Source organism: Kitasatospora sp. NPDC058965 (assembly GCF_042741245.1).
Taxonomy (GTDB): domain Bacteria; phylum Actinomycetota; class Actinomycetes; order Streptomycetales; family Streptomycetaceae; genus Kitasatospora.
In genome coordinates this window covers 1-19,144 of record NZ_JBHYKG010000164.1, presented here as the reverse complement: position 1 = coordinate 19,144, position 19,144 = coordinate 1, and the positions used below count along the sequence as shown (strand labels likewise).

The following is a 19,144-nucleotide window of genomic DNA, read 5'->3' as shown; positions in this document are numbered from 1 at the left end:
CCTGCTGCCGCGCGGCGGCGCCGCCGCGCTGCCCGTCCTCGCCGAGCGGATCGACACCGCCACCGACGTGCTGCGGCTGCTCTGGGCCTGGTCCGGGGCGGAACCGGACCTGCTGCCCGGCACGGCGCGGCGGTTGCGGCTGCGCAACCTGCCCCGGCCGCTGCGCCGCGGCCTGCTGGAGCTGATGGAGGCTCTGGCGCCGACCGCGCTCGCCGAGGACCTGCGCCGCCACCGCTCGGCCTGGCTGCGCGCCGGCGAACTGCTGCACCCCTTCGAGCACCGGCGGCAGTTCCCGGGCGTGACCGCCGCGTTCGTGCTGCTGCGCGAGACCGACCTGCACCGGCACGGCGTGGGCCGGGAGTTCGCCGAGCCGGCGCCCGGACCGCTGCGGGTGGTGACCGTCGGGGAGCGCACCCGGCTGGGGTTCACCGGGTTCGCCGGGCGGGTCGAGGGCCGCCTCGCCGCCGGGGACGCCGGGGGCGCGCTGCGGGTGCTCGCCGCGCGACCCGGCGAGCTGGTGCGCCGGCTGCACCACGTGCTGCGGGTGCACGCCGCCTCGGCACCCGGCACGCCGCTGCCCCCGGGCCTGCTGGACACCGTCGCCGGCGCGCTGGCCCGGGTGGCACCGGGACCGCTGCTGGGCGCCTACGGGCGGCTGCGCGGCCCCCGCACGGCCGGCGAGCGGCGGCTGTACTTCCCGCGCGGAACGGTCTCACTGGCCCACGCCCGGGCGGACCACGGCACCGTGGTGACCGCCGAACTCGCGGCACCGGTCCTGGCGTTGATCGAGGCGGAGCTGCTGCGGCGGAGCGCGGCCGACGGGGTCCGGTACCAGCTGGCGGTGCTCGACGCGGGCCTGGCCGACCTGGTCGCGCCGTTCGCCGAACGGGCCGCGGCCCGGACCCTGGTGTCCGTGCCGCGCGGCAGCCGCCAGCCGCTGCCGGCCGGGGAGCGGCTGCGGCTCTTCCTGCACTGGATGCAGCCGGAGCACCTGCGGGTCGACCTGGACCTGTCGGTGGCGCTGTACGACGAGCAGTGGCGGTTCACCGGGCTGTGCGACTACACCAACCTGGTGCACGGCGACCGGGCCGCGGTGCACTCCGGCGACTACGTGTCCGCGCCGCCGCCGAACGGGGCGACCGAGTTCGTCGACCTGGACCTGGCCCGGCTGGCCGCGGGCGGCTCGCGCTACGCCGTGCTGATCGTGTTCAGCTACAACGACGTCGCGTTCGAGCAACTGACCGACGCCTTCACCGGGTTCATGGACCTGGGCAGCACCCCGCCGGGTGCCCCGCACTTCCACCCCAGGGCGGTGCGGCAGCGGATGGACCTGGTCGGCGACGCCAAGGTGTGCGTGCCGATGATCGTGGACCTGGCGCACCGGCAGTACACCTGGACCGACCTCAACACCGGCGCCGACGGCGGCTTCCACAGCGTGTACCGGCACCAGGCCGAGGTCGGTGCGCTCAGCCGCGACGTGCTGGCCCACTTCTCCCCGGCCAACCGGGCCACGCTGTGGGACGTCAGCGTCGCCCGGGCGGCGGCCTGCAGCGACGAGGTCATCGTGCGCGACCCCGACGGCGGCGCCCGGCGCTGGCGCCGCGCCGCGTCCGAGCCCGTCACCCGGTTCGGCGCCCGCCTGCGCGACCTGGGCGACTGGGACGAGACGCTGCCACCCGGCACCGCGCTGCCCGACCTGCTCGCCGGACGCACCGCGTTCGTCTCCCTGGTCAACGGCGACCTCCCCGCCCCGCAGCAGCTGTCCGGAACCCTCTACCGCCTCTTCCCCGGTCCGATCGACGCCGCCCCGGAGAGCCTCGAACGCCTCACCGCGGGCGACCTGGTCGCCGGGCTGGCTCCCGCCCGCGGATAGCCTGCGGGGATGGAGCGGACGGAGCGGATCGCCGGCACGGTCGTCGGGGCGGCGGTGGGGGACGCACTCGGGGCACCCTTCGAGTTCGGGGCGCCCGGGGCGTACTCCGCCCGGTACCCCGCGGGCGGGGAGATGGGCGGGGGCGGCGGCTGGGAGCCGGGGGAGGCCACCGACGACACCCAGATGGCCGTGCTGGTCGGTGAGTCGCTGCTGGAGCGGGGCGGGCTGGACCTGCCGGACGTGTTCGGGCGGTTCCAGCGGTGGGCCGCGGCGGAGCCGAAGGACATCGGGATCCAGACCGAGGACGTGCTGACCAGCGGGATGCCCTGGGACCTCGCGGCCGCGGTCCACTTCCAGGTCAACCTGCGGGCGGCGGGCAACGGTTCGCTGATGCGGGCGTCGACCTCGGCGGTGTACTTCGCGGCGGCGGGGCAGCGGGCCACGATGGAGGCGGCCCGTCGGATCGCCGCACTGACCCACGGCGACCGTGCGGCCTGGGAGGGCACCGCGGTCTTCCACGCGCTGGTCCGGGCGGCGCTGGACGGCGACGACCCGCTCGCCGCGCTGCCGCAGGTGCTGGCGCTGGTCCACCCCGACCACCGGGAGCGGTACCGCACGGTCCTCGCGCCGGACTGGCACCCGGGGCTGGCGACCGAGTCCAACGGTGCCGTCTGGCCCTGCCTGGGCTCCGCCGTGTGGGCGCTGCGCAGCACCGGCGGGTTCGAGGACGCGCTCCGGGCCGCGATCGACCTCGGGGGCGACACGGACACCGTCGCCGCCGTGACCGGCGGGCTGGCCGGTGCCCGCTACGGCCTGGCCGCGATCCCCGTCCGGTGGACCGCGCCGCTGCACGTCCCGCTGCCCGGGTTCGGGGGGCGGGTGCTGCGCCTGGCGGACCTGGTCGGCCTCGCGGAGCGGCTCGGCGGCGGGCCGGCGGCCGGGTGACGCGGGGTCAGGGGCGGGCCAGTCGGGCCCGGACCTGCTCGGCGTCCGGGTGCGAGAGGGCGGTGAGCAGGGAGAGGGCGGCGCGCCAGTGGGTGGTGGCGGCGGCGTGGTCGCCGGTGGCGTGGTGGAGGTCGCCGAGGTCGGTGAGGGTCTGGGCCTCCTGCGGGCGGGAGCCGAGTTCGCGGTGCAGGGTGAGTGCCGACCGGTAGGCGGTCAGGGCGGCGGCGGGGTCGCCGGACTGGGCGTGGGCGTGGCCCAGGCTGTTGAGGGTGCAGGCCTCGCTGTAGCGGTCGCCGCTGGCGCGCAGCAGGGTCAGCGCCTCCTGGCAGTCGGCCAGGGCCTGCCGGTGGTCGCCGAGCAGCGAGTGGTACCAGCCGACCGCGTTCAGCAGCCGGGCCTGCCCCGCACGGTGGCCGGCGGCGCGGTGCAGGTCGAGGGCGCGCCGGGCGTGCCCGAGGGCCGTGCCGGGGTCGCCCGCCTGCTCGTACCAGATCGCCAGGCTGTGCAGCACGTTCGCCTGGCCGCTGCGGCTGTCCAGGGCCTGCTCCAGGTCGAGCGCGGCCAGCAGGTGCGCGCGGGCGGCCTCCTGCTCGCCGAGGGCGCGGCAGACCTGGCCGAGGTGACGGTGCGCCAGGGCCTGGCCGCGCCGGTCGCCCAGCCGCTCCGCGGCGGCCAGCGCGGCGAGCTGGCCGGCCCGCACGTCGTGCCGGCGCCCGCGCCGCAGCAGGTAGGTGAGGCAGGCCCACGGCAGCTGCCAGGCGTGCACGTCGAAGCCGGCCGCGGCCGCCGCCGGGCCGGCCGCCAGCAGCACCCGGTACTCCGCGTCGCACCAGGCCAGCGCCGCCGCCACGTCGGCCAGCGGCTCCGGCTCGCCGCCGGGCCCCGGCGGGGCGAGCGTGATCGGGTCGCGGGCCGGGCTGAGCAGCCGCTCGGCCGCGTGGGCGGTGTGCAGGCAGTGGTCCAGCATCCGGGCGGTGGCCGCCCGCAGTTCGGCGGCCGTCTCCTCGTCGGCGGCGAGCTCGGCGGCGTAGGCGCGCAGCAGGTCGTGGCTGAGGAACCGGCCGGGCGCGGTCTCGGCCAGCAGGTGCGCCTCCGTCAGTTCGTCCAGCGCCGACCGGGCCCGACCGACCGGCAGGCCGGCGAGGCGGGCCGCCGCGACCAGCGAGGCGTCCGGCCCCGGGTGCACGCTCAGCAGGCGGAACAGCCGCGCGGCGGGGGCGGAGAGCTGCTCGTACGACCAGGAGAAGACCGCCCGCACGTCGGTGGCGGCGTCCCCGGCGTTCAGCGCGGCCAGCCGGTCGGCCCGGGCGAGGAGTTCGCCCACCGGCAGGGCCGGGTTGAGCGCCAGTCGGGCGGCCGCCACGCCCAGCGCCAGCGGGAGCCGGGCGCAGGCCGCGACCAGCCCGTCGATCGCCGCCGGCTCCCGGGCCACGGTCTCCGGTCCGAGCCGGCGGGCCAGCAGGTCGACCGCCTCCGGGCCGGAGAGCAGGTCCAGCGGCAGCGGCCGGGCGCCCTCCACCGCGACCAGGCCGGCCAGCCGGCTGCGGCTGGTCACCAGCACCGGGCAGCCGGCGCTGCCGGGCAGCAGCGGGCGCACCTGCTCGGCGTCCCGGGCGTTGTCCAGCACCACCAGCACCCGGCGCTCGGCCAGCAGGGTGCGGTAGAGCGCGGTCTGCGCCGCCAGGGTGGCCGGGATCCGCTCGGGGGCGGCGCCGAGCGCGTCCAGGAAGGCGCGCACCGCCTGCTCGGGGGCGACCGGTTGCCCGGTCGGGTCGAAGCCCCGCAGGTTGAGGTAGAGCTGGCCGTCGGGGAAGCGGTCGGCGGCGTGGTGCGCCCAGTGCAGGGCGAGGGTCGTCTTGCCGATGCCGGCGGTACCGGTGACGGTGGCGATCCGGACCCCGGCGCCGTCGTCCTCGGCCGGGTCCATCGCCTCGGCCAGTGCCTTGAGCTCGGCGGTGCGTCCGGCGAACCAGCGGGTGACCGGCGGCAGCTGCCGCGGGACCGGATGCGCGGGAACCGGGTGACGGGGCGTCGGCGCGACCGCGGGCGGCGGTGCGGTCACCGGCGCGGGCCGGCCCACCGGCGCGGCGGAGGCGGACAGGATCTCCTGGTGCAGGCCGCGCAGCGCGGGGGAGGGCTCGATGCCCAGCTCCCGGGCCAGCTCCCGGCGCAGCTCGCGGTAGACCGCCAGCGCGTCCGCCTGCCGGCCCGCTCCGTGCAGCGCCCGCATCAGGCGGCCGTGCAGCGGCTCGACCCACGGGTGGGCGTGCACCTCGGGGCGCAGGTCGGCGATCACCTGGTCGTACCGGCCCAGCCGCAGCCGCGCCTCGGCCAGCTGCTCGACCGCCTGCAGGCGCGCCTCGCGCAGCCGGTCCAGGGCGGCGGACTCGGCGCCCGAGTCGAGCGCGTCGCCGAGCGGCTCGCCGCGCCACAGGGCCAGGGCGGCGGCGAACCGGTCGGCCGCCTCGGCGCACCGGTCGGCCGTCAGGAGCCCGCGGCCCTCGGCGCAGTGGGCGGTGAAGTCGTCGAGGTCGAGCTGGCCCGGGCCGACCGCGATCCGGCAGCCGTCGGGGGCGCGGTGGAGCGGGCCGGTGCCGTCGGGGTCGGCCAGCAGGCGGCGCAGGCGCATCACGTGGTTGTTGAGCGAGGCGGCGGCGGTGGCCGGCGGCCGGTCGCCCCAGAGCGCGGCGAGCAGTTGGGCGGTGGGGACGGTGCGGTTGGCGTTCAGCAGCAGGACGGCCAGCAGGCTGCGCACCAGCGGGCCGCCGATCGGGACCGCCGCGTCGGCCCGGGAGACCGCGAGCGGGCCCAGCACCGCGAACCTCATCCGTGCTCCCCCCGGGCCGGCTCCGTCGTTTCGCGGCATGCTAGCGGCAAATCCGCAGGTGGGGCGCGCGGCCGAGCACTTCGTGGGCGACCTCACGGCCCGGTGCGGCAGTCAATGCCCCGCCGCCGCAGCCGCGTTCGGCAGGCCGGGCGGCGGGGAGACGGGCCGCCGGCCGGTCGGCCCGCCGCCGGCCCGGTTCACTGGCCGGCGACCAGCAGCACGCCCAGCGTCGTCATGGTCGCCGCGATCACCCCGTCCAGCAGCCGCCAGGAGGCCGGCCGGGCGAAGAAGCGGGCCAGCAGGCGGGCGCCGAACCCGAGCCCGCCGAACCAGAGCACGCTGCCGAGCACGGCCCCGGCGCCGAAGGCCCACCGCTGCGGGCCGTAGGAGCCGGCCACCGAACCGAGCAGCAGCACGGTGTCCAGGTAGACGTGCGGGTTGAGCCAGGTGAGCGCGAGGCAGGTGAGCACGGCGGTGCGCAGGGCGGGGGCGGTGTCCTCGCTCGGGCCCAGCCGGGAGGGGCGCAGGGCGCGGCGGGCGGCCAGCAGCCCGTAGCCGACCAGGAAGCCGCCGCCGATCCACGCCAGCACGGTGATCGCGGTCGGCCAGGCCTTCACCAGGCTGCCGATCCCGGCCACCCCGAGGGCAATCAGGAGCGCGTCCGAGGCGGCGCAGATCGCCACCACGGCGGGGACGTGGCGACGGCTCAGGCCCTGGCGCAGCACGAAGGCGTTCTGCGCGCCGATGGCGACGATCAACGAGAGTCCGGTGCCGAGCCCGGCGGCCGCGGCGATCAGTGGTCCTTGCACACGGTGAGGGTAGGCAGGGACCAGCCGAACAGCCCAGCTAAAGTTTCTTACGCATCCTTAGCACTCGTTATCGTGGCAGTCGTGATGACGGACCTCCCGCTCGACCAGGTGCGCACGCTGCTCGCCGCCGTGGACGAGGGCACCCTGGAGGCGGCCGCGCGGGCGCTGAGCGTGACGCCCTCCGCGGTCAGCCAGCGGATCAAGGCGTTGGAGCAGCGCACCGGGCGGGTGCTGCTGCTGCGGTCCAAGCCGGTGCGGCTGACCGAGTCGGGCGAGGTGGTGGTCCGGTTCGCCCGCCAGGTCGCCCGGCTGGAGCAGGACGCGGCCGCGGAGCTCGGGCTGCCGGAGTCGGGCGAGCCGGCCCGGGTGTCGATCGCGGTCAACGCCGACTCGCTGGCCACCTGGTTCCTGCCGGCGCTGACCCGGATCGGGAGCACCGGGCGGATCTGCCTGGAGCTGCACCGGGAGGACGAGGAGCACACCACCCGGCTGCTGCGCCAGGGCACCGTGATGGCGGCGGTCACCGCCACGCCCACGCCGGTGCAGGGGTGCTCGGTGCGCGGCCTCGGGCGGATGCGGTACCGCGCGATGGCGAGCCCCGGGTTCGTCGAGCGCTGGCTGGCGGGCGGCCGGCTGCGCGAGCTGCTGCGGGCCGCGCCGGTGGTGGTGTTCGACCGGCACGACGACCTGCAGGACCGCTTCCTGCGCGAGCTCGACCCCGGTGCGCCCCGGGCGGCGCTGCGGCACTACGTGCCGGCCTCGGAGTCGTACCTGGACGCGGTGGTGGCCGGGCTCGGGTGGGGGCTGCTGCCGGAGCCGCACGTGGCGGCGCGCGGGGTGCGCGACCGGCTGCGGGACCTGGCGCCGGACCGGCCGGTGGACGTCCCGCTGTACTGGCAGCAGTGGAAGCTGGACTCGCCGGCGCTGGCGGAGGTGGCGGTCGAGGTGGCCGCGGCGGCCGTGGCGGCGCTGGGGCGCTCGCGCGCCTGACGGACCGTCGGTCCCGACGGCGCGTCAGCGGGCCGACAGGGCGACAAGACGTCAGAAAATATGCTGATATGTCCATTGAGGGAGTGGAGTCCGTCGAGCGGGGAGGCCGGGTGGCAGTCGAACCGACGCAGGAGCCCGCGCCGGACGCCGACCCGCGCCGCCCGTTCCAGATGCTGCCCCCCGTCGCGCGCGCCGGGGTGGCCTGGGCAGTGCTGGTCGTGCTCACCATCGCCGTCGGCGCCATGGTGGTCTACGCCCTGGTGGCGCTGCGGGCGGCGACCGTCCCCCTGGTGCTCGCCCTGCTCGGCACCGCGCTGCTGCACCCCGTGATGCCCTGGCTGGTGCGCCGCGGGATGCGCCGGGGCCCGGCGGCCGCACTGACCTGCGTGGTGCTCATGACGGCGGTCGGCGGGGTGATCGCGGTGCTGACCAACTCCCTGGTGCACAGTGCCCCGCAGATCGTCAGCTCGCTCCAGGAGGCCGGCGCCAAGCTGGCCGGCTGGCTCGGACCGACCGGCGCCCGGCTGCACCGGGCGCTGACCACCGCCGCCGACTCCGGCAGCAGCGCCGGCAGCTCGCTGCTCGGCGACCTGGCCAGCGGGGTGCTCTCCGGCCTCGGCATCGCGGTCCAGCTGATCACCGGCGGGGTGCTCGCGCTGGCCCTGGTCTTCTTCTTCCTGCGCGACGGGGACCGGACCGCCGACCTGGTCCGCTCGACGGTGCCCGGCCGGCACGCCGAGCTGGTGATCGCCTGCGGGCAGCAGGCGTTCACCGCGATGTCCGGGTTCATGCGGGGCACCACCCTGATCGCGCTGATCGACGCGGTCTTCATCACCATCGGGCTGGTGATCCTGGGCGTGCCGGGCGCGGCGGGGCTGGGCGCGCTGGTCTTCCTGGGCGCGTTCATCCCGTTCATCGGCGCGTTCCTGTCCGGAACGGTCTCGGTGCTGGTCGCGTTGGCCGACGGCGGGCTCGCCACCGCGCTGTGGGCGCTGGGGGTGGTGCTCGGGGTGCAGGCCTTCGAGGGCTACGTGCTGCAGCCGCTGATCCAGAGCCGCACGGTCGAGCTGCACCCGGCCACCATCATGTTCGCCGTGGTGGCCGGGTCGGGGGTGGCCGGCACCCTGGGCGCGCTGCTCGCGGTGCCGGTCTGCGCGGCGAGCCAGGGCATCCTGCTGGTGCTGCGCGGGCACCGGCTGGGCGAACCGGCCCGGGCCCCGGACCCGGAGCCCGAGCCGGACTGACCGGCCGTCAGTCGACCGCCGCCGGGAAGTACGCACCCAGCCAGCGGTCCAGCTCCGCGAACACCTGCTCGCGCGCGTCCGGTCCCGACAGCACCAGGTCGTGCATGCCGCCCTCGATCCGGACCGTGGTGACGTGCCGGCCCAGCTTCGGGGCCAGCGCCGCGATGTCGTCGGCGCGCAGCACCGCGTCGCGGCGGTGCAGGGCCGGGTCCCAGCTGGTGGTGCTGATCGAGGCGGTGGAGGCCATCAGCAGCACCGGCACGTCGATCGCCAGCCCGTGCCGGACGGCCCGGTGCCCGCGGTCGATCGCGGCCAGCCAGCCCGCGTACAGCGGGAAGCCCTCGGCCGGCTTGAGCGCCAGGTCGAAGTCCCACTCGCCCCGGTGGTCCCGGTGCAGGCTGTGCACGTAGTGCGGGTTGAGCGCACTCGGCAGCTTGCGCAGCCCCCCGGACAGCCGGCCCAGCGCCCCGACCGCCGGCGAGCCCAGGGTCCGGGCCAGCGGCGAGGCGGGCATCGAGAGGAACGGGCTGTTCAGGAAGAGCCCGTCGACCACCCCGCGCCCGGCCCGCCGCGCCGCCCACAGCGAGGCGACCAGCCCGCCGGTGGAGTGCCCGTCGACCAGCAGCCGGGTGTGCCCGTCCAGCTCGCGGATCACCCGCACCGCCAGGTCCAGCTCCTCGTCGTACACCGCCAGGTCGCGGACGAAGTTGGGGGACTGGTGCGGGCGCAGCGAGCGCCCGTACTTGCGCAGGTCCAGCGCGTAGAAGGAGAAGCCGGCCGCCGTGAAGTGGTCGGCCAGGTTGGTCTGGAAGAAGTAGTCGGTGTACCCGTGGATGTACAGCACCGCCTGCCGCGCGCCCGGCACCAGCCGGCGCACCAGGGTGGCGGTGACCGGGCCCTCGTCGTCCGGAGCCAGCGTCAGCTCGGCGGCCTCGTACGGGGCTCCGAGGACGTCCTCCCGGAACTCCAGCTCCACCAGGTCCGCCTGGCCCGTCCCCATCCGCGCTTGCGTACCCATGCCGTCCGCGACCCCTTCGTGCCCCGGCCCCGACCGCACCGGGACCTGTGGAGGCCGACGATACCGGCCGGTAGCCACCGGCGGGCAGCCGCGGCACGCCCGGACGCGGGGACCGACCCCGGCGGCACCTATGCTGCCGACATGCACCACGACCCCACGGACCCCGCCGAACCCCGCCCGGTCCTGCGCGAGACGGCCCTCGGCACGGCCAGGCTGATGCCGGACCTGGACTGCCCGGGCGGCTGGCTGCTCACCGTGGACGGCACCCCGCAGTCCTACGTGGACCTGACCGACCCGCGCCACCTGGAGTTCGAGTACACCCACCGGCTGGGCCACCTGGCCGACACGGTCGCCCCCGCCGGCGCACCGCTGACGGCCCTGCACCTGGGCGGCGGCGCGCTCACCCTGCCCCGCTACCTGGCCGCCACCCGGCCCGGCTCGCGCCAGCGGGTGGCCGAGGCCGACGGGCCGCTGGTGGACCTGGTCGCCGAGGTGCTGCCGTGGACCGGACAGGGCATCGAGGTCACCGTCGCCGACGCCCGGGAGGTGCTGGCCGCCGCCGAGCCGGGCGGCTTCGACCTGGTGGTGGCCGACGTGTTCCGCGGCTCGCGCACCCCCGGCCACCTCACCTCGGCGGAGTTCGTGCGGCTGGCCGCCGCCGCCCTGCGCCCCGACGGCGTCTACGCGGCCAACCTCGCCGACGGCGCCCCGCTCGACTTCGCCCGCGCCCAGGCCGCCACCGTGCGCGCCGTCTTCCCGCACACCTGCCTGCTCGCCGAGCCCGCGGTGCTGCGCGGCCGCCGGTTCGGCAACCTGCTGCTGGTCGGCTCGGCCCGCGAGCTGCCCGCCGACGAGCTCACCCGCCGGCTGGCCGGCGACCCGTTTCCGGCCCGCCTGGTGGACGGCCCCGAACTGCGCCGCCTGGTTGGCACCGCCCGGCCGGTGACGGACGCCGACGCCCGCCCGTCTCCGGTGCCGCCCGCGGGTGCGTTCAGCATCGGGTGACGGGGCGTGACGTGAGGCGGCGTCAGCCGAGGACGGGTGCGATCAGCGCGGCGGCGCGGGCGATCAGGGGTTCGTCCGCGGCGGCGCCCGCCACCCCCTTGGTGGTCAGCACCGCGAGCACCACCGGTGTCCCGTCCGGCGTCCAGGCCACCCCCACGTCGTTGGCGGTGCCGCGGTCCCCGGTGCCGGTCTTCTCCGCAACGGTCCAGCCGGCCGGCAGGCCGGCCCGCAGCCGGGCGGTGCCGGTGGTGTTGGCGCGCATCCAGTCGGTCAGCCGGCGCCGGTCCGGGGCGCAGAGCGCCCGGCCGAGGACCAGGGCGGCCACCGTGCGCGCGACGGCGGCCGGGCTGGTGGTGTCGGTCACCCGGCCGGGCTCGGCCGAGTTCAGTGCGGGCTCCCAGCGGTCCAGCCGGGTCACCCGGTCGCCCACCGACCGGCAGAACCGGGTGATCGCCGTCGGGCCGCCCAGCTGACGCAGCAGCAGGTTGTCGGCCGCGTTGTCGCTCTGGTCGAGCGCCGCCGCGCACAGCTCCGCCACCGTCATGCCGTCCGCCAGGTGCTCGGCGGTCCCGGTCACCGGCGCGTAGCCCGCGTCGGCGACGTCCTGCGCGGTGTACCGGATCCGCCGGGCGAGGAACTCCCCGTCCCGGTCCAGGTCGCGCAGCACCGCGGCGACCGTCATCACCTTGTGCACCGAGCAGATCGGGAAGAGCTCCCCGGCCCGGTACGCCACCCGCGCGCCGGTGACCGGATTCCACCCGACCACCCCGAGCCGGGCCGCGTGCGCCCGTTCGAGCTCGGCCAGCGCCTCGCCGACACCGCCCCGGCCCACCGCCGCGGCCGGGCCGGCCGCCGCCAGCACCCCGGCCACCGCGGTGCCGGCCCCGAGGGCCAGCGCCGCCCGGCGCGAGGGTCGGTCCGCCGCCGTCGGCCGGTCACTGATCGTCAGCCGGTGATCGTTCGTCATGTCCGTCCCGCCTTCGTCCGAGTACGTCCCATCACGAGGGGGGACGCGTCCGGGCCGCACCCGGTTCGGCGCGGCGGACGCGGATCCGCCCCGCGCGGGCGGGCGGTCGGTCGGGCCCCCGTCCTGACCTGGTGTCAGACTGGGCGGGAGACATGTCGACGTGCGGGCCGCCGAGCGCCTGCGAACGCCCGAGGAGACCACCGGATGCCCAGCACGCTCGCCACCGGCCTGGCCGAAGTGCCCGAGACCGCGCTCTGGACGCTGTACCAGCGCGCCGGCGAGGCCCGCCGGGCGGACGGGGTGCTGCTGGACCCCGCGGCGGTGGACCTGGTCGACCGGATCGACTACCCGTTCGAGGAGCGGTTCGGCCCGGCGGGCGGGGTGCAGTCGCAGCTGCAGGCCCTGCGGGTGGCCTGCTTCGACCGCGAGGTGGCGGACTTCCTGGCCCGGGAGCCGCGCGGCACCGTGGTCTGCCTGGGCGAGGGGCTGGAGACCCAGTACTGGCGGGTCGACAACGGCCGGGCCCAGTGGCTGAGCGTGGACCTGCCGGAGATGGTGGCGCTGCGCGAGTCGCTGCTCCCCGCCGGACCGCGCCAGCGCTACCTGGCCGCCGACGCCACCGACCTGCGCTGGGCGGACGAGGTGGACCGCGACCACGCGGTCCTGATCACCGCCCAGGGCCTCGGGATGTACCTGCGGCCGTCCCGGGTGCGGGCGCTGATCGCCGGCTGCGCCGAGCAGTTCCCCGGCGGCTCCCTGGTCCTGGACGCGATCCCGCGCTGGTTCAGCCACCTGACCCTGAGCGGGCGGATGCAGTCCCGCGGCTACCAGCCGCCCCCCATGCCGTGGGGGATGGACGCGGCCGAGCAGCCCAAACTCCGCACGGCCAGCCCGGCGGTGGCCGCCGTCCGGGACGTCCGCCCGGTCGGCGGCCGGGGCCTGCTGAGGGCGCTGCTGCCGGTGGCGCTGGCGGTGCCGCCGATCGCCGCCCGGCGACCGTCGGTCACGGTCCTGACGTTCGAGCAGCGGTCCGCGTGAGGCCGGCATGACCGGCCGGGGCGAGGACCGGGCATGAGCGCGAGCCCGTGGGTCCTGCCGCTCGCCGGCGCGGTGGTGGCGGGGTACGGCGCCGTGTCGCGGCGGTTGGCGACCACACCGCTCTCCGGGCCGCTGGTGTTCGTCGCGGTCGGGCTCGCCCTCGGGCCGCTCGGACTGGACCTGGCCGCACCGGAGCGGGAGCCGGGGGCGGTGCGGGTGCTGCTGGAGGCCACCCTGGCGCTGGTGCTCTTCACCGACGGTGCCGCGACCAACAGCCGGGCGCTCAGTCGCGAGCGGTTCCTGCCGGTGCGCCTGCTGGGGATCGGACTGCCGCTCTCGATGGCCCTCGGCTGGCTGGTGGCGTGGTGGCTGCTGCCGGGCCTCGGGGTGTGGGAGTTGGCGCTGGTCGCCGTCGTCCTGGCCCCCACGGACGCGGCGCTGGGGCGGCAGGCGGTCGCCGACCGGCGGGTGCCGGTCCTGGTCCGGGACGGGCTGAGCGTCGAGTCGGGGCTGAACGACGGCCTCGCGCTGCCCTTCTTCGTCCTCGTGCTGGCCGCCGCGGAGGCCGGGGAGGGCGGGCGGACGGGATTGGGCGAGACCTTCCTGCGCGCCCTGGTGCTCAGCAGCGTGCTCGGCCTCGCCACCGGCTACGCGGGTGCCCGCCTGCTGCGCTGGGCCGTGGGGCGGGGCTGGATGGCGACGGACTGGCAGCCGCAGCTGACGATCGCGCTCGCCGCGCTCGCCTACGGGCTGTCCGTCGTGGTGGAGGGCAGCGGGTTCATCGGCGTCTGGGTCGCCGGGCTCGCGTTCGGCAACACCATGCGGTACCAGGCCAGGAGCACGCCGGCCCGGCCCGCGCACCGCAGGACGGGCCCGCACACGAAGTTCGCCGAGCGGCTGAGCGTACTGGCGACTGCGATCAGCTTCCTGGCCTTCGGGGCGCTGATCCTCGGACCGGTGCTGGAACACCTCCAGTGGCGGATGGCCCTGTACGCGGTGCTGAGCCTGACCGTCGTGCGGATGCTGCCGGTGGCCGTGGCGCTGCTCGGCGCCCGGCTGCGCCCCGCGACGGTGCTCTACATCGGGTGGTTCGGGCCGCGCGGCCTGGCCTCCCTGGTCTTCGGGCTGATCGCACTGGAGAGCTCGCTGGGCCACGTCGCCCTGCTGAGCGGGACCGTCGCCGTGACGGTGGGTCTGAGCGTGGTCCTGCACGGCGCCTCGGCGCCCGGGCTCGGGGCCCGCTACGGCGCCTGGTTCAACCGCGCCGCCGCCGCCTCACCGGGGCTGCGCGAGCAGACGAGGGTGGACGGTCGGCCCGCGCCGAGCGGCCGCTGACGCACGGTCCGCGACCGCGGGCGGCCGCTGCCGGCCTGCGTCAGTGCTGCCGCGGCTTCGCCACCGAGAGCAGGTAGTTCGCGTACTCCTCCAGCGCCGCGTCGGCCTGGGCGTCGTCGCGGTCGAGCAGCCAGGTGAGGGTGAGCCCGTCCAGGACGCCCAGGGCGAGGCGGGCCAGCACCGGCAGCGGGACGCTCCACTCGATGCCGGCGAGCTGGGCCATGGTCTCCAGCGAGGAGTGCGAGACCTCCAGGTAGTGCTGGTACTGACGGCGGGCCAGCTCGGCCAGCTCGGGCTGGCGCAGGGCGTACTGGGTGAGCTCGTAGGTGAGCAGGTGCTCGTCGGGGTGCTGGCGGATCCGGTCCCAGTAGGCGTGCAGCGTGGTGCGCACCACCTCCTCGGTCGGTGCGCCCTCGGCCACCGAGGCGACCGCCGGGCCCAGCGCCCGCACCATGATCCGCTCGATCACGCTCTGCAGCAGCTCCTCCTTGGAGCGGAAGCAGTAGTGGAAGGCGCCCAGCGGCAGCCCGGCCTCGCCGACGATGGCCCGGGTGGTGGTCCGGGCGACGCCGTCGCGGATCATGACCCGGATCGCCGCCTCGATCAGCTCTTCGCGGCGCTCGTCCGCCGAACGACGGGTCATGCGGGGCTCCCAGGATCTTGGACGTCTTCCAGGTCGGGCACGTTACCCCACCCGGACCCCGGCCCACCCGCACGGACCCCGGCCCGCTCCGCGGGAGGTCCGCCGGGCCCGCACGGAGCCGGGCCGGCCTCACACGAAGGTCCGGCCCTCGCCGCGGTAGGTCGGCACTTCGTCGACGATCCGGCCGTCCTCGACCAGGTGCAGCCGGTCCACCCGCTCGCACAGCTCGCCGGCCTTGGCGTGCCGGAACCAGACCCGGTCGCCCAGCCGCAGGCCGTCCGCCGCCCGGCCGACCAGCGGCGTCTGCACCTCGCCCGCACCCTCGGCGGGCAGCAGGCGCAGGCCGCTCGGCCAGACCGGGGTGGGCAGCCGGTCGGCGCCGGCGGGACCGGAGGCGATCCAGCCGCCGCCGAGCACGGTCACCATCCCCGGCGCGGGCCGGCGCGAGACGGTGAGCGCGAAGTGGGCTGCCGGGCGCGGCGAGAACGCGCGGTAGTGGTCGAAGAGCACGGGGGCGTAGACGCCGGAGCCGGCGGCGAGCTCGGTGACGGCCGCCTCGGCCGCGGTGGACTCCAGGCTGCCGGTGCCGCCGCCGTTGACGAACTCCAGGTCGGCCAGCGCCTGCACCGCCCGCACGGCCGCCGAGCGCCGGTCGGCCAGCTCGCGGCGGGACAGGTGCTGCACCAGCCGCACGCCGTTGCGCAGCAGCGGCTGGTCGGGGCGGTTGTCGGCGAGGCCGGCGATCTGGCCCTCGTAGGACATCACGCCGACCAGGTGCAGCTTGGGCCGGGCGAGCACGGCGCGGGCCAGCGCGGCGGCGGCCTGCGGGGCGTGCAGCGGGGAGCGGCGCATGCCGAGGTGCACCCGGCCGCCGAGCAGCCGCAGCGAGGCGTCCAGGTCGAGGCAGACCCGCAGCCGCGGCCCGCCGTCGACCGCGGCGGCGTCGAGCAGGTCGAGGTGCTCGACACTGTCCACCATCAGGGCCACCCGGGTGGCGGCCCGCTCGTCCGCGGCGAGTCCGCGCAGTGCCTGCGGGTCGGCGCAGGGGTAGCCGACCAGGATGTCCCCGAGCTCCTCGTCCAGCGCACCGGCCAGCCAGTGCGCCTCGGGCACGGTGAAGGCCATCACGCCGTCGAAGCCCGGCACCCGCAGCACCCGCTCGATCAGACCGCGGCAGCGCAGCGACTTGCTGGCCAGCCGGATCGGCTTGCCGCCGGCCCGGCGGACCAGCTGGGTGGTGTTGGCGTGCAGCGCGTCGAGGTCGACCACCGCGAACGGCGGGGTCAGTTCGGCGGTGGCGCGGCGCAGGTGCTCGGTGCTCAACGGACGGTCCTCTCCTCGGCCCGGCGCGACGCGGGGGGTGGCGGCAACCCTGGCCCGGCGGGGCGGGCAAGTCAAGAGTCTTGGACGCTTGACTTGGACAACCGACCAAGTTCATTCTTCCTCGCAATCACCGGGCCTGGACGCCAGGCCGGGACGCCGGACCGGGACACCGGGCGGCAGGCCGAGCCGAGAGGACCCCGGACATGACGGGCGAGTGGCGCAACTGGTCGGGCAACGAGCGGGCGCGGCCGGCGCGGACGCTGGCCCCGCAGGACGCCGGCGAGGTGGCCGCGGCCGTGCTCGCCGCCGTGCGGGAGGGCTTGCCGGTCAAGGCGATCGGCTCGGGACACTCGTTCAGTCCGGCCGCCGTCGCGCCCGGCGTGCAGCTGCGGATGGACCGGCTGGACGAGCTCGTCGAGGTCGACCCCGGCACCGGCCTGGTCACGGTCGGCGCCGGCATGCCGCTGTGGAAGCTGAACCCGGTGCTGGCCGAGCACGGGCTGGCGATGGAGATCCTCGGCGACATCGACCGGCAGACCGTCTCCGGGGCGATCTCCACCGGGACGCACGGCTCCAGCCTGCGGTTCGGCGGCATCGCCACCCAGGTGCGGGCCCTCGAGCTGGTGCTGGCCGACGGCACGCTGGCCCGCTGCTCGGCCGAGGAACGGCCGGACCTGTTCGCCGCCGCCCGGGTGGGCCTGGGCGCGCTCGGGGTGATCACCCGGGTGACCCTGCAGTGCGTGCCGCTGTTCGCCCTGCACGCCCGGGACACCGCGCTGCCGGTCGCCGAGGTGCTCGACCAGGTGCACGAACTCGCCGAGGGCAATGACCACTTCGAGTTCTTTTGGTTCCCGCACAGCGAGACCGCGCTGACCCGCCGGTTCACCCGGCTGCCCGGCGACACCGAGCTGCGTCCGGTCCCCGCCCTCACCCGCCGGCTGGACGACGCGCTCAACGGCCCCGGCTTCGAGGCGCTGTGCCGGATCGGCACCCGGTTCCCCGCCGCGGTGCGCCCGATCGCCCGGTTCGCCGCCAGGGCGATGTCCGCCCGCGAGTGGACCGACCTGTCCTACCGGGTCTTCGCCTCCCCGCGCGAGGTCCGCTTCCTGGAGGGCGAGTTCGCCATCCCGCAGGAGCACACGGTGGACGCGCTGCGGGAGATCCGGCAGTGGATCGACCGGCACGACGAGCGGGTCTCCTTCCCGCTCGAAGTGCGCTTCGTCGCCGCCGACGACATCTGGCTCTCCACCGCCCACGGGCGGCGGAACTGCTACATCGCCTTCCACCAGTACCACCGGATGCCGCACGAGCGGTACTTCCAGGCCTGCCAGCGGATCCTCGCCGACTACGGCGGCCGCCCGCACTGGGGCAAGATGCACGACCTGACCGCCGCGGAGCTGCGCCCCCGGTACCCGCACTTCGACGACTTCCGCACGGTCCGCGACAGCGTCGACCCCACCGGTGTCTTCGCCAACCCGTACCTGGACCGGGTGCTCGGGCCGGCCCCGAAGGCGCCGTAGGGGGACCGCGGGAGGCCTCCGGGAGACCCTCGTGAGCCCCCGGGAACCTAAAGCGTCGGTAAAGCGTTCGGGTCTGAGACGGCAGGCTAGGCTGCCCCTCCGGGGGCGGCCCACCACGCGCGGCCCGCGCGACCCACCCGACCCATCCCCTTCCCGGAGGAACAGGCCTTGCACATCGACGAGTGGATCCAGAGCGTGCCGCCCGGCGCGGTGTACGCGCTGGTCGCCCTGATCATCGGCGTGGAGAGCCTGGGCATCCCGCTGCCCGGGGAGATCGCGCTGGTCACGGCGGGTGTGCTGGCGTCGAAGGGCGTGGTCAACCCGGTCCTGCTGGCCGTCTGCGCCAGCGCCGGGGCGATCCTGGGCGACTCGATCGGCTACGCGATCGGCCGCAAGGGCGGCAAGCCGCTGTTCGAGAAGCTCGGGCGGAGGTTCCCCCGGCACTTCGGGCCCGACCACCTGGCCACCGCCGAGAAGGCCTTCCACAAGTGGGGCATGTGGGCGGTCTTCTTCGGCCGCTTCGTCGCGCTGCTGCGGATCTTCGCCGGCCCGCTGGCCGGCGCGCTGAAGATGGCCTACTGGCGGTTCCTGGTCGCCAACGTGCTCGGCGGCGTCATCTGGGCCGGCGGCACCACGATCGCGGTCTACTACATCGGCAAGGCGGTGGAGAAGTACCTGCAGAGCTTCTCCTACGCGGCGCTCGCGCTGGCCGCCGTCGGCGGCGTCGTCTCGGCCCTGGTGATCAAGCGCCGGGCCGCCAAGGCGAAGGCGGCCCACCGGGCCGGATCCGACGAGGCCGCCCCGGCCCAGGAAGGCAGTGCCGCCCGGGTCGGCGCCGCTGAGTGATCGTCAGCCCCGCGTAGGATCGTGATCGACACCGATCGGCGAGACAGCGGAGGTTCCGATGACCCAGCAGCAGTGGAGCGCGGTGGACGCGTACCTGGACGAGGCGCTGGTGGGTGAGGACGCGGCGCTGACCGCCGCGCTGGAGACCAGCGCCAAGGCGGGCCTGCCCGCGATCGCCGTCTCGCCGACCCAGGGCAAGCTGCTCCACCTGCTGGCGGCGAGCATCGGTGCCCGCCGGATCCTGGAGGTCGGCTCGCTCGGCGGCTACAGCGCGATCTGGATGGGCCGCGCGCTGCCCGCCGACGGCCGGCTGGTCTCGCTGGAGATCTCCCCGGCGCACGCCGCCGTGGCCCGGGCCAACCTGCACGAGGCGGGCCTGGAGAAGGTCGCCGAGGTGCGCACCGGCCGCGCCGCGGACAGCCTGGCCGAGCTGGTCGACGACCGGGCCGAGCCCTTCGACCTGGTCTTCATCGACGCCGACAAGCCGAGCAACCCGGAGTACCTGGAGTGGGCCCGCAAGCTCACCCGGCCCGGCTCGCTGATCATCGTCGACAACGTGGTCCGCGGCGGCGCGCTGGCCGATGCCGACAGCACCGACCCGGCGGTCGTCGCGGTCCGCCGGATGCACGCGATGGTGGCGGCCGACCCCGGGCTGGAGGCGACCGCCGTGCAGACCGTCGGCAGCAAGGGGTACGACGGCTTCACCCTGATCCGGGTCACCGCCACCGCCTGACGGTCGGAGTGGGAGAACCGCTCGGGCC

General features: G+C 76.2%; 16 protein-coding genes. 10 read left to right on the top strand and 6 right to left on the bottom strand.

Going from position 1 to position 19,144, the window contains the following annotated elements; all coding sequences use genetic code 11:
• Positions 1 to 1,873 (top strand): MXAN_6230/SCO0854 family RING domain-containing protein (locus ACFW1A_RS24820; RefSeq protein ID WP_380411835.1); only part of this gene is annotated, 1,873 nt, incomplete at its 5' end.
• Positions 1,874 to 1,882: 9 nt separating this feature from the next.
• The gene (locus ACFW1A_RS24815; RefSeq protein WP_380411832.1) at positions 1,883 to 2,818 is read left to right on the top strand and encodes an ADP-ribosylglycohydrolase family protein; all 936 of its coding nucleotides are present in this window, start codon (positions 1,883 to 1,885) and stop codon (positions 2,816 to 2,818) included.
• Positions 2,819 to 2,825: 7 nt separating this feature from the next.
• On the opposite strand, the gene ACFW1A_RS24810 is transcribed toward ACFW1A_RS24815, so the two are convergent.
• Together ACFW1A_RS24810 and ACFW1A_RS24805 are read right to left on the bottom strand one after the other, a co-directional pair.
• On the bottom strand, positions 2,826 to 5,645 hold the full coding sequence (locus tag ACFW1A_RS24810; RefSeq protein WP_380411830.1) for a BTAD domain-containing putative transcriptional regulator: 2,820 nt from the start codon (positions 5,643 to 5,645) through the stop codon (positions 2,826 to 2,828).
• 197 nt (positions 5,646 to 5,842) lie between these two features.
• On the bottom strand, positions 5,843 to 6,454 hold the full coding sequence (locus tag ACFW1A_RS24805; protein WP_380411826.1) for a LysE/ArgO family amino acid transporter: 612 nt from the start codon (positions 6,452 to 6,454) through the stop codon (positions 5,843 to 5,845).
• Positions 6,455 to 6,535: 81 nt separating this feature from the next.
• On the opposite strand from ACFW1A_RS24805, the gene ACFW1A_RS24800 reads away from it, so the two are divergent.
• Both ACFW1A_RS24800 and ACFW1A_RS24795 read left to right on the top strand, forming a co-directional pair.
• The gene (locus tag ACFW1A_RS24800; protein WP_380411823.1) at positions 6,536 to 7,444 is read left to right on the top strand and encodes a LysR family transcriptional regulator ArgP; all 909 of its coding nucleotides are present in this window, start codon (positions 6,536 to 6,538) and stop codon (positions 7,442 to 7,444) included.
• 110 nt (positions 7,445 to 7,554) lie between these two features.
• Positions 7,555 to 8,688 (top strand): AI-2E family transporter, encoded by a 1,134-nt coding sequence (locus tag ACFW1A_RS24795; protein ID WP_380411820.1) that lies wholly within the window; start codon positions 7,555 to 7,557, stop codon positions 8,686 to 8,688.
• Between the two features lie 7 nt (positions 8,689 to 8,695).
• Here the strand turns inward: ACFW1A_RS24795 and ACFW1A_RS24790 are convergent, their stop codons facing one another.
• Positions 8,696 to 9,706, bottom strand: coding sequence for an alpha/beta hydrolase (locus ACFW1A_RS24790; RefSeq protein ID WP_380411816.1), 1,011 nt, complete (start codon positions 9,704 to 9,706; stop codon positions 8,696 to 8,698).
• Positions 9,707 to 9,847: 141 nt separating this feature from the next.
• On the opposite strand from ACFW1A_RS24790, the gene ACFW1A_RS24785 reads away from it, so the two are divergent.
• Positions 9,848 to 10,711, top strand: coding sequence for a spermidine synthase (locus ACFW1A_RS24785; protein ID WP_380411814.1), 864 nt, complete (start codon positions 9,848 to 9,850; stop codon positions 10,709 to 10,711).
• 22 nt (positions 10,712 to 10,733) lie between these two features.
• Here the strand turns inward: ACFW1A_RS24785 and bla are convergent, their stop codons facing one another.
• Positions 10,734 to 11,678: a class A beta-lactamase gene (bla, locus tag ACFW1A_RS24780; RefSeq protein WP_380411811.1), complete on the bottom strand. Its 945-nt coding sequence runs from the start codon at positions 11,676 to 11,678 to the stop codon at positions 10,734 to 10,736.
• A gap of 204 nt (positions 11,679 to 11,882) precedes the next feature.
• On the opposite strand from bla, the gene ACFW1A_RS24775 reads away from it, so the two are divergent.
• Positions 11,883 to 12,716 (top strand): class I SAM-dependent methyltransferase, encoded by an 834-nt coding sequence (locus ACFW1A_RS24775; RefSeq protein ID WP_380411809.1) that lies wholly within the window; start codon positions 11,883 to 11,885, stop codon positions 12,714 to 12,716.
• Between the two features lie 33 nt (positions 12,717 to 12,749).
• Positions 12,750 to 14,051 carry a cation:proton antiporter gene (locus ACFW1A_RS24770; protein WP_380411806.1) on the top strand — a complete coding sequence of 434 codons (1,302 nt, stop codon included), beginning with the start codon at positions 12,750 to 12,752 and terminating at the stop codon, positions 14,049 to 14,051.
• A 40-nt stretch (positions 14,052 to 14,091) separates the two neighbouring features.
• Here the strand turns inward: ACFW1A_RS24770 and ACFW1A_RS24765 are convergent, their stop codons facing one another.
• Both ACFW1A_RS24765 and ACFW1A_RS24760 read right to left on the bottom strand, forming a co-directional pair.
• Positions 14,092 to 14,694, bottom strand: coding sequence for a TetR/AcrR family transcriptional regulator (locus ACFW1A_RS24765; protein WP_380411803.1), 603 nt, complete (start codon positions 14,692 to 14,694; stop codon positions 14,092 to 14,094).
• A 129-nt stretch (positions 14,695 to 14,823) separates the two neighbouring features.
• Positions 14,824 to 16,017: an amino acid deaminase/aldolase gene (locus tag ACFW1A_RS24760; protein ID WP_380411801.1), complete on the bottom strand. Its 1,194-nt coding sequence runs from the start codon at positions 16,015 to 16,017 to the stop codon at positions 14,824 to 14,826.
• Positions 16,018 to 16,220: 203 nt separating this feature from the next.
• Here ACFW1A_RS24760 and ACFW1A_RS24755 point away from each other — a divergent pair, with 203 nt between their 5' ends.
• The 3 genes from ACFW1A_RS24755 (at position 16,221) to ACFW1A_RS24745 (ending at position 19,116) form a co-directional block, all read left to right on the top strand.
• Positions 16,221 to 17,537, top strand: a complete 1,317-nt coding sequence (locus ACFW1A_RS24755) for a D-arabinono-1,4-lactone oxidase (protein WP_380411798.1) — start codon at positions 16,221 to 16,223, stop codon at positions 17,535 to 17,537.
• A 168-nt stretch (positions 17,538 to 17,705) separates the two neighbouring features.
• Positions 17,706 to 18,383, top strand: coding sequence for a DedA family protein (locus ACFW1A_RS24750; protein WP_380411795.1), 678 nt, complete (start codon positions 17,706 to 17,708; stop codon positions 18,381 to 18,383).
• 58 nt (positions 18,384 to 18,441) lie between these two features.
• On the top strand, positions 18,442 to 19,116 hold the full coding sequence (locus ACFW1A_RS24745) for an O-methyltransferase (protein WP_380411793.1): 675 nt from the start codon (positions 18,442 to 18,444) through the stop codon (positions 19,114 to 19,116).
• Positions 19,117 to 19,144 lie beyond the last annotated feature (28 nt).

Excerpts from the sequence above, each read along its gene's own strand:
- ACFW1A_RS24785 (WP_380411814.1), top strand. The coding sequence starts at position 9,848 with ATGCACCACGACCCCACGGACCCCGCCGAACCCCGCCCGGTCCTGCGC.
- ACFW1A_RS24790 (WP_380411816.1), bottom strand. The coding sequence starts at position 9,706 with ATGGGTACGCAAGCGCGGATGGGGACGGGCCAGGCGGACCTGGTGGAG.
- ACFW1A_RS24755 (WP_380411798.1), top strand. The coding sequence starts at position 16,221 with ATGACGGGCGAGTGGCGCAACTGGTCGGGCAACGAGCGGGCGCGGCCG.
- ACFW1A_RS24815 (WP_380411832.1), top strand. The coding sequence starts at position 1,883 with ATGGAGCGGACGGAGCGGATCGCCGGCACGGTCGTCGGGGCGGCGGTG.
- ACFW1A_RS24765 (WP_380411803.1), bottom strand. The coding sequence starts at position 14,694 with ATGACCCGTCGTTCGGCGGACGAGCGCCGCGAAGAGCTGATCGAGGCG.
- ACFW1A_RS24770 (WP_380411806.1), top strand. The coding sequence starts at position 12,750 with ATGAGCGCGAGCCCGTGGGTCCTGCCGCTCGCCGGCGCGGTGGTGGCG.
- ACFW1A_RS24745 (WP_380411793.1), top strand. The coding sequence starts at position 18,442 with ATGACCCAGCAGCAGTGGAGCGCGGTGGACGCGTACCTGGACGAGGCG.
- ACFW1A_RS24775 (WP_380411809.1), top strand. The coding sequence starts at position 11,883 with ATGCCCAGCACGCTCGCCACCGGCCTGGCCGAAGTGCCCGAGACCGCG.
- bla (WP_380411811.1), bottom strand. The coding sequence starts at position 11,678 with ATGACGAACGATCACCGGCTGACGATCAGTGACCGGCCGACGGCGGCG.
- ACFW1A_RS24810 (WP_380411830.1), bottom strand. The coding sequence starts at position 5,645 with ATGAGGTTCGCGGTGCTGGGCCCGCTCGCGGTCTCCCGGGCCGACGCG.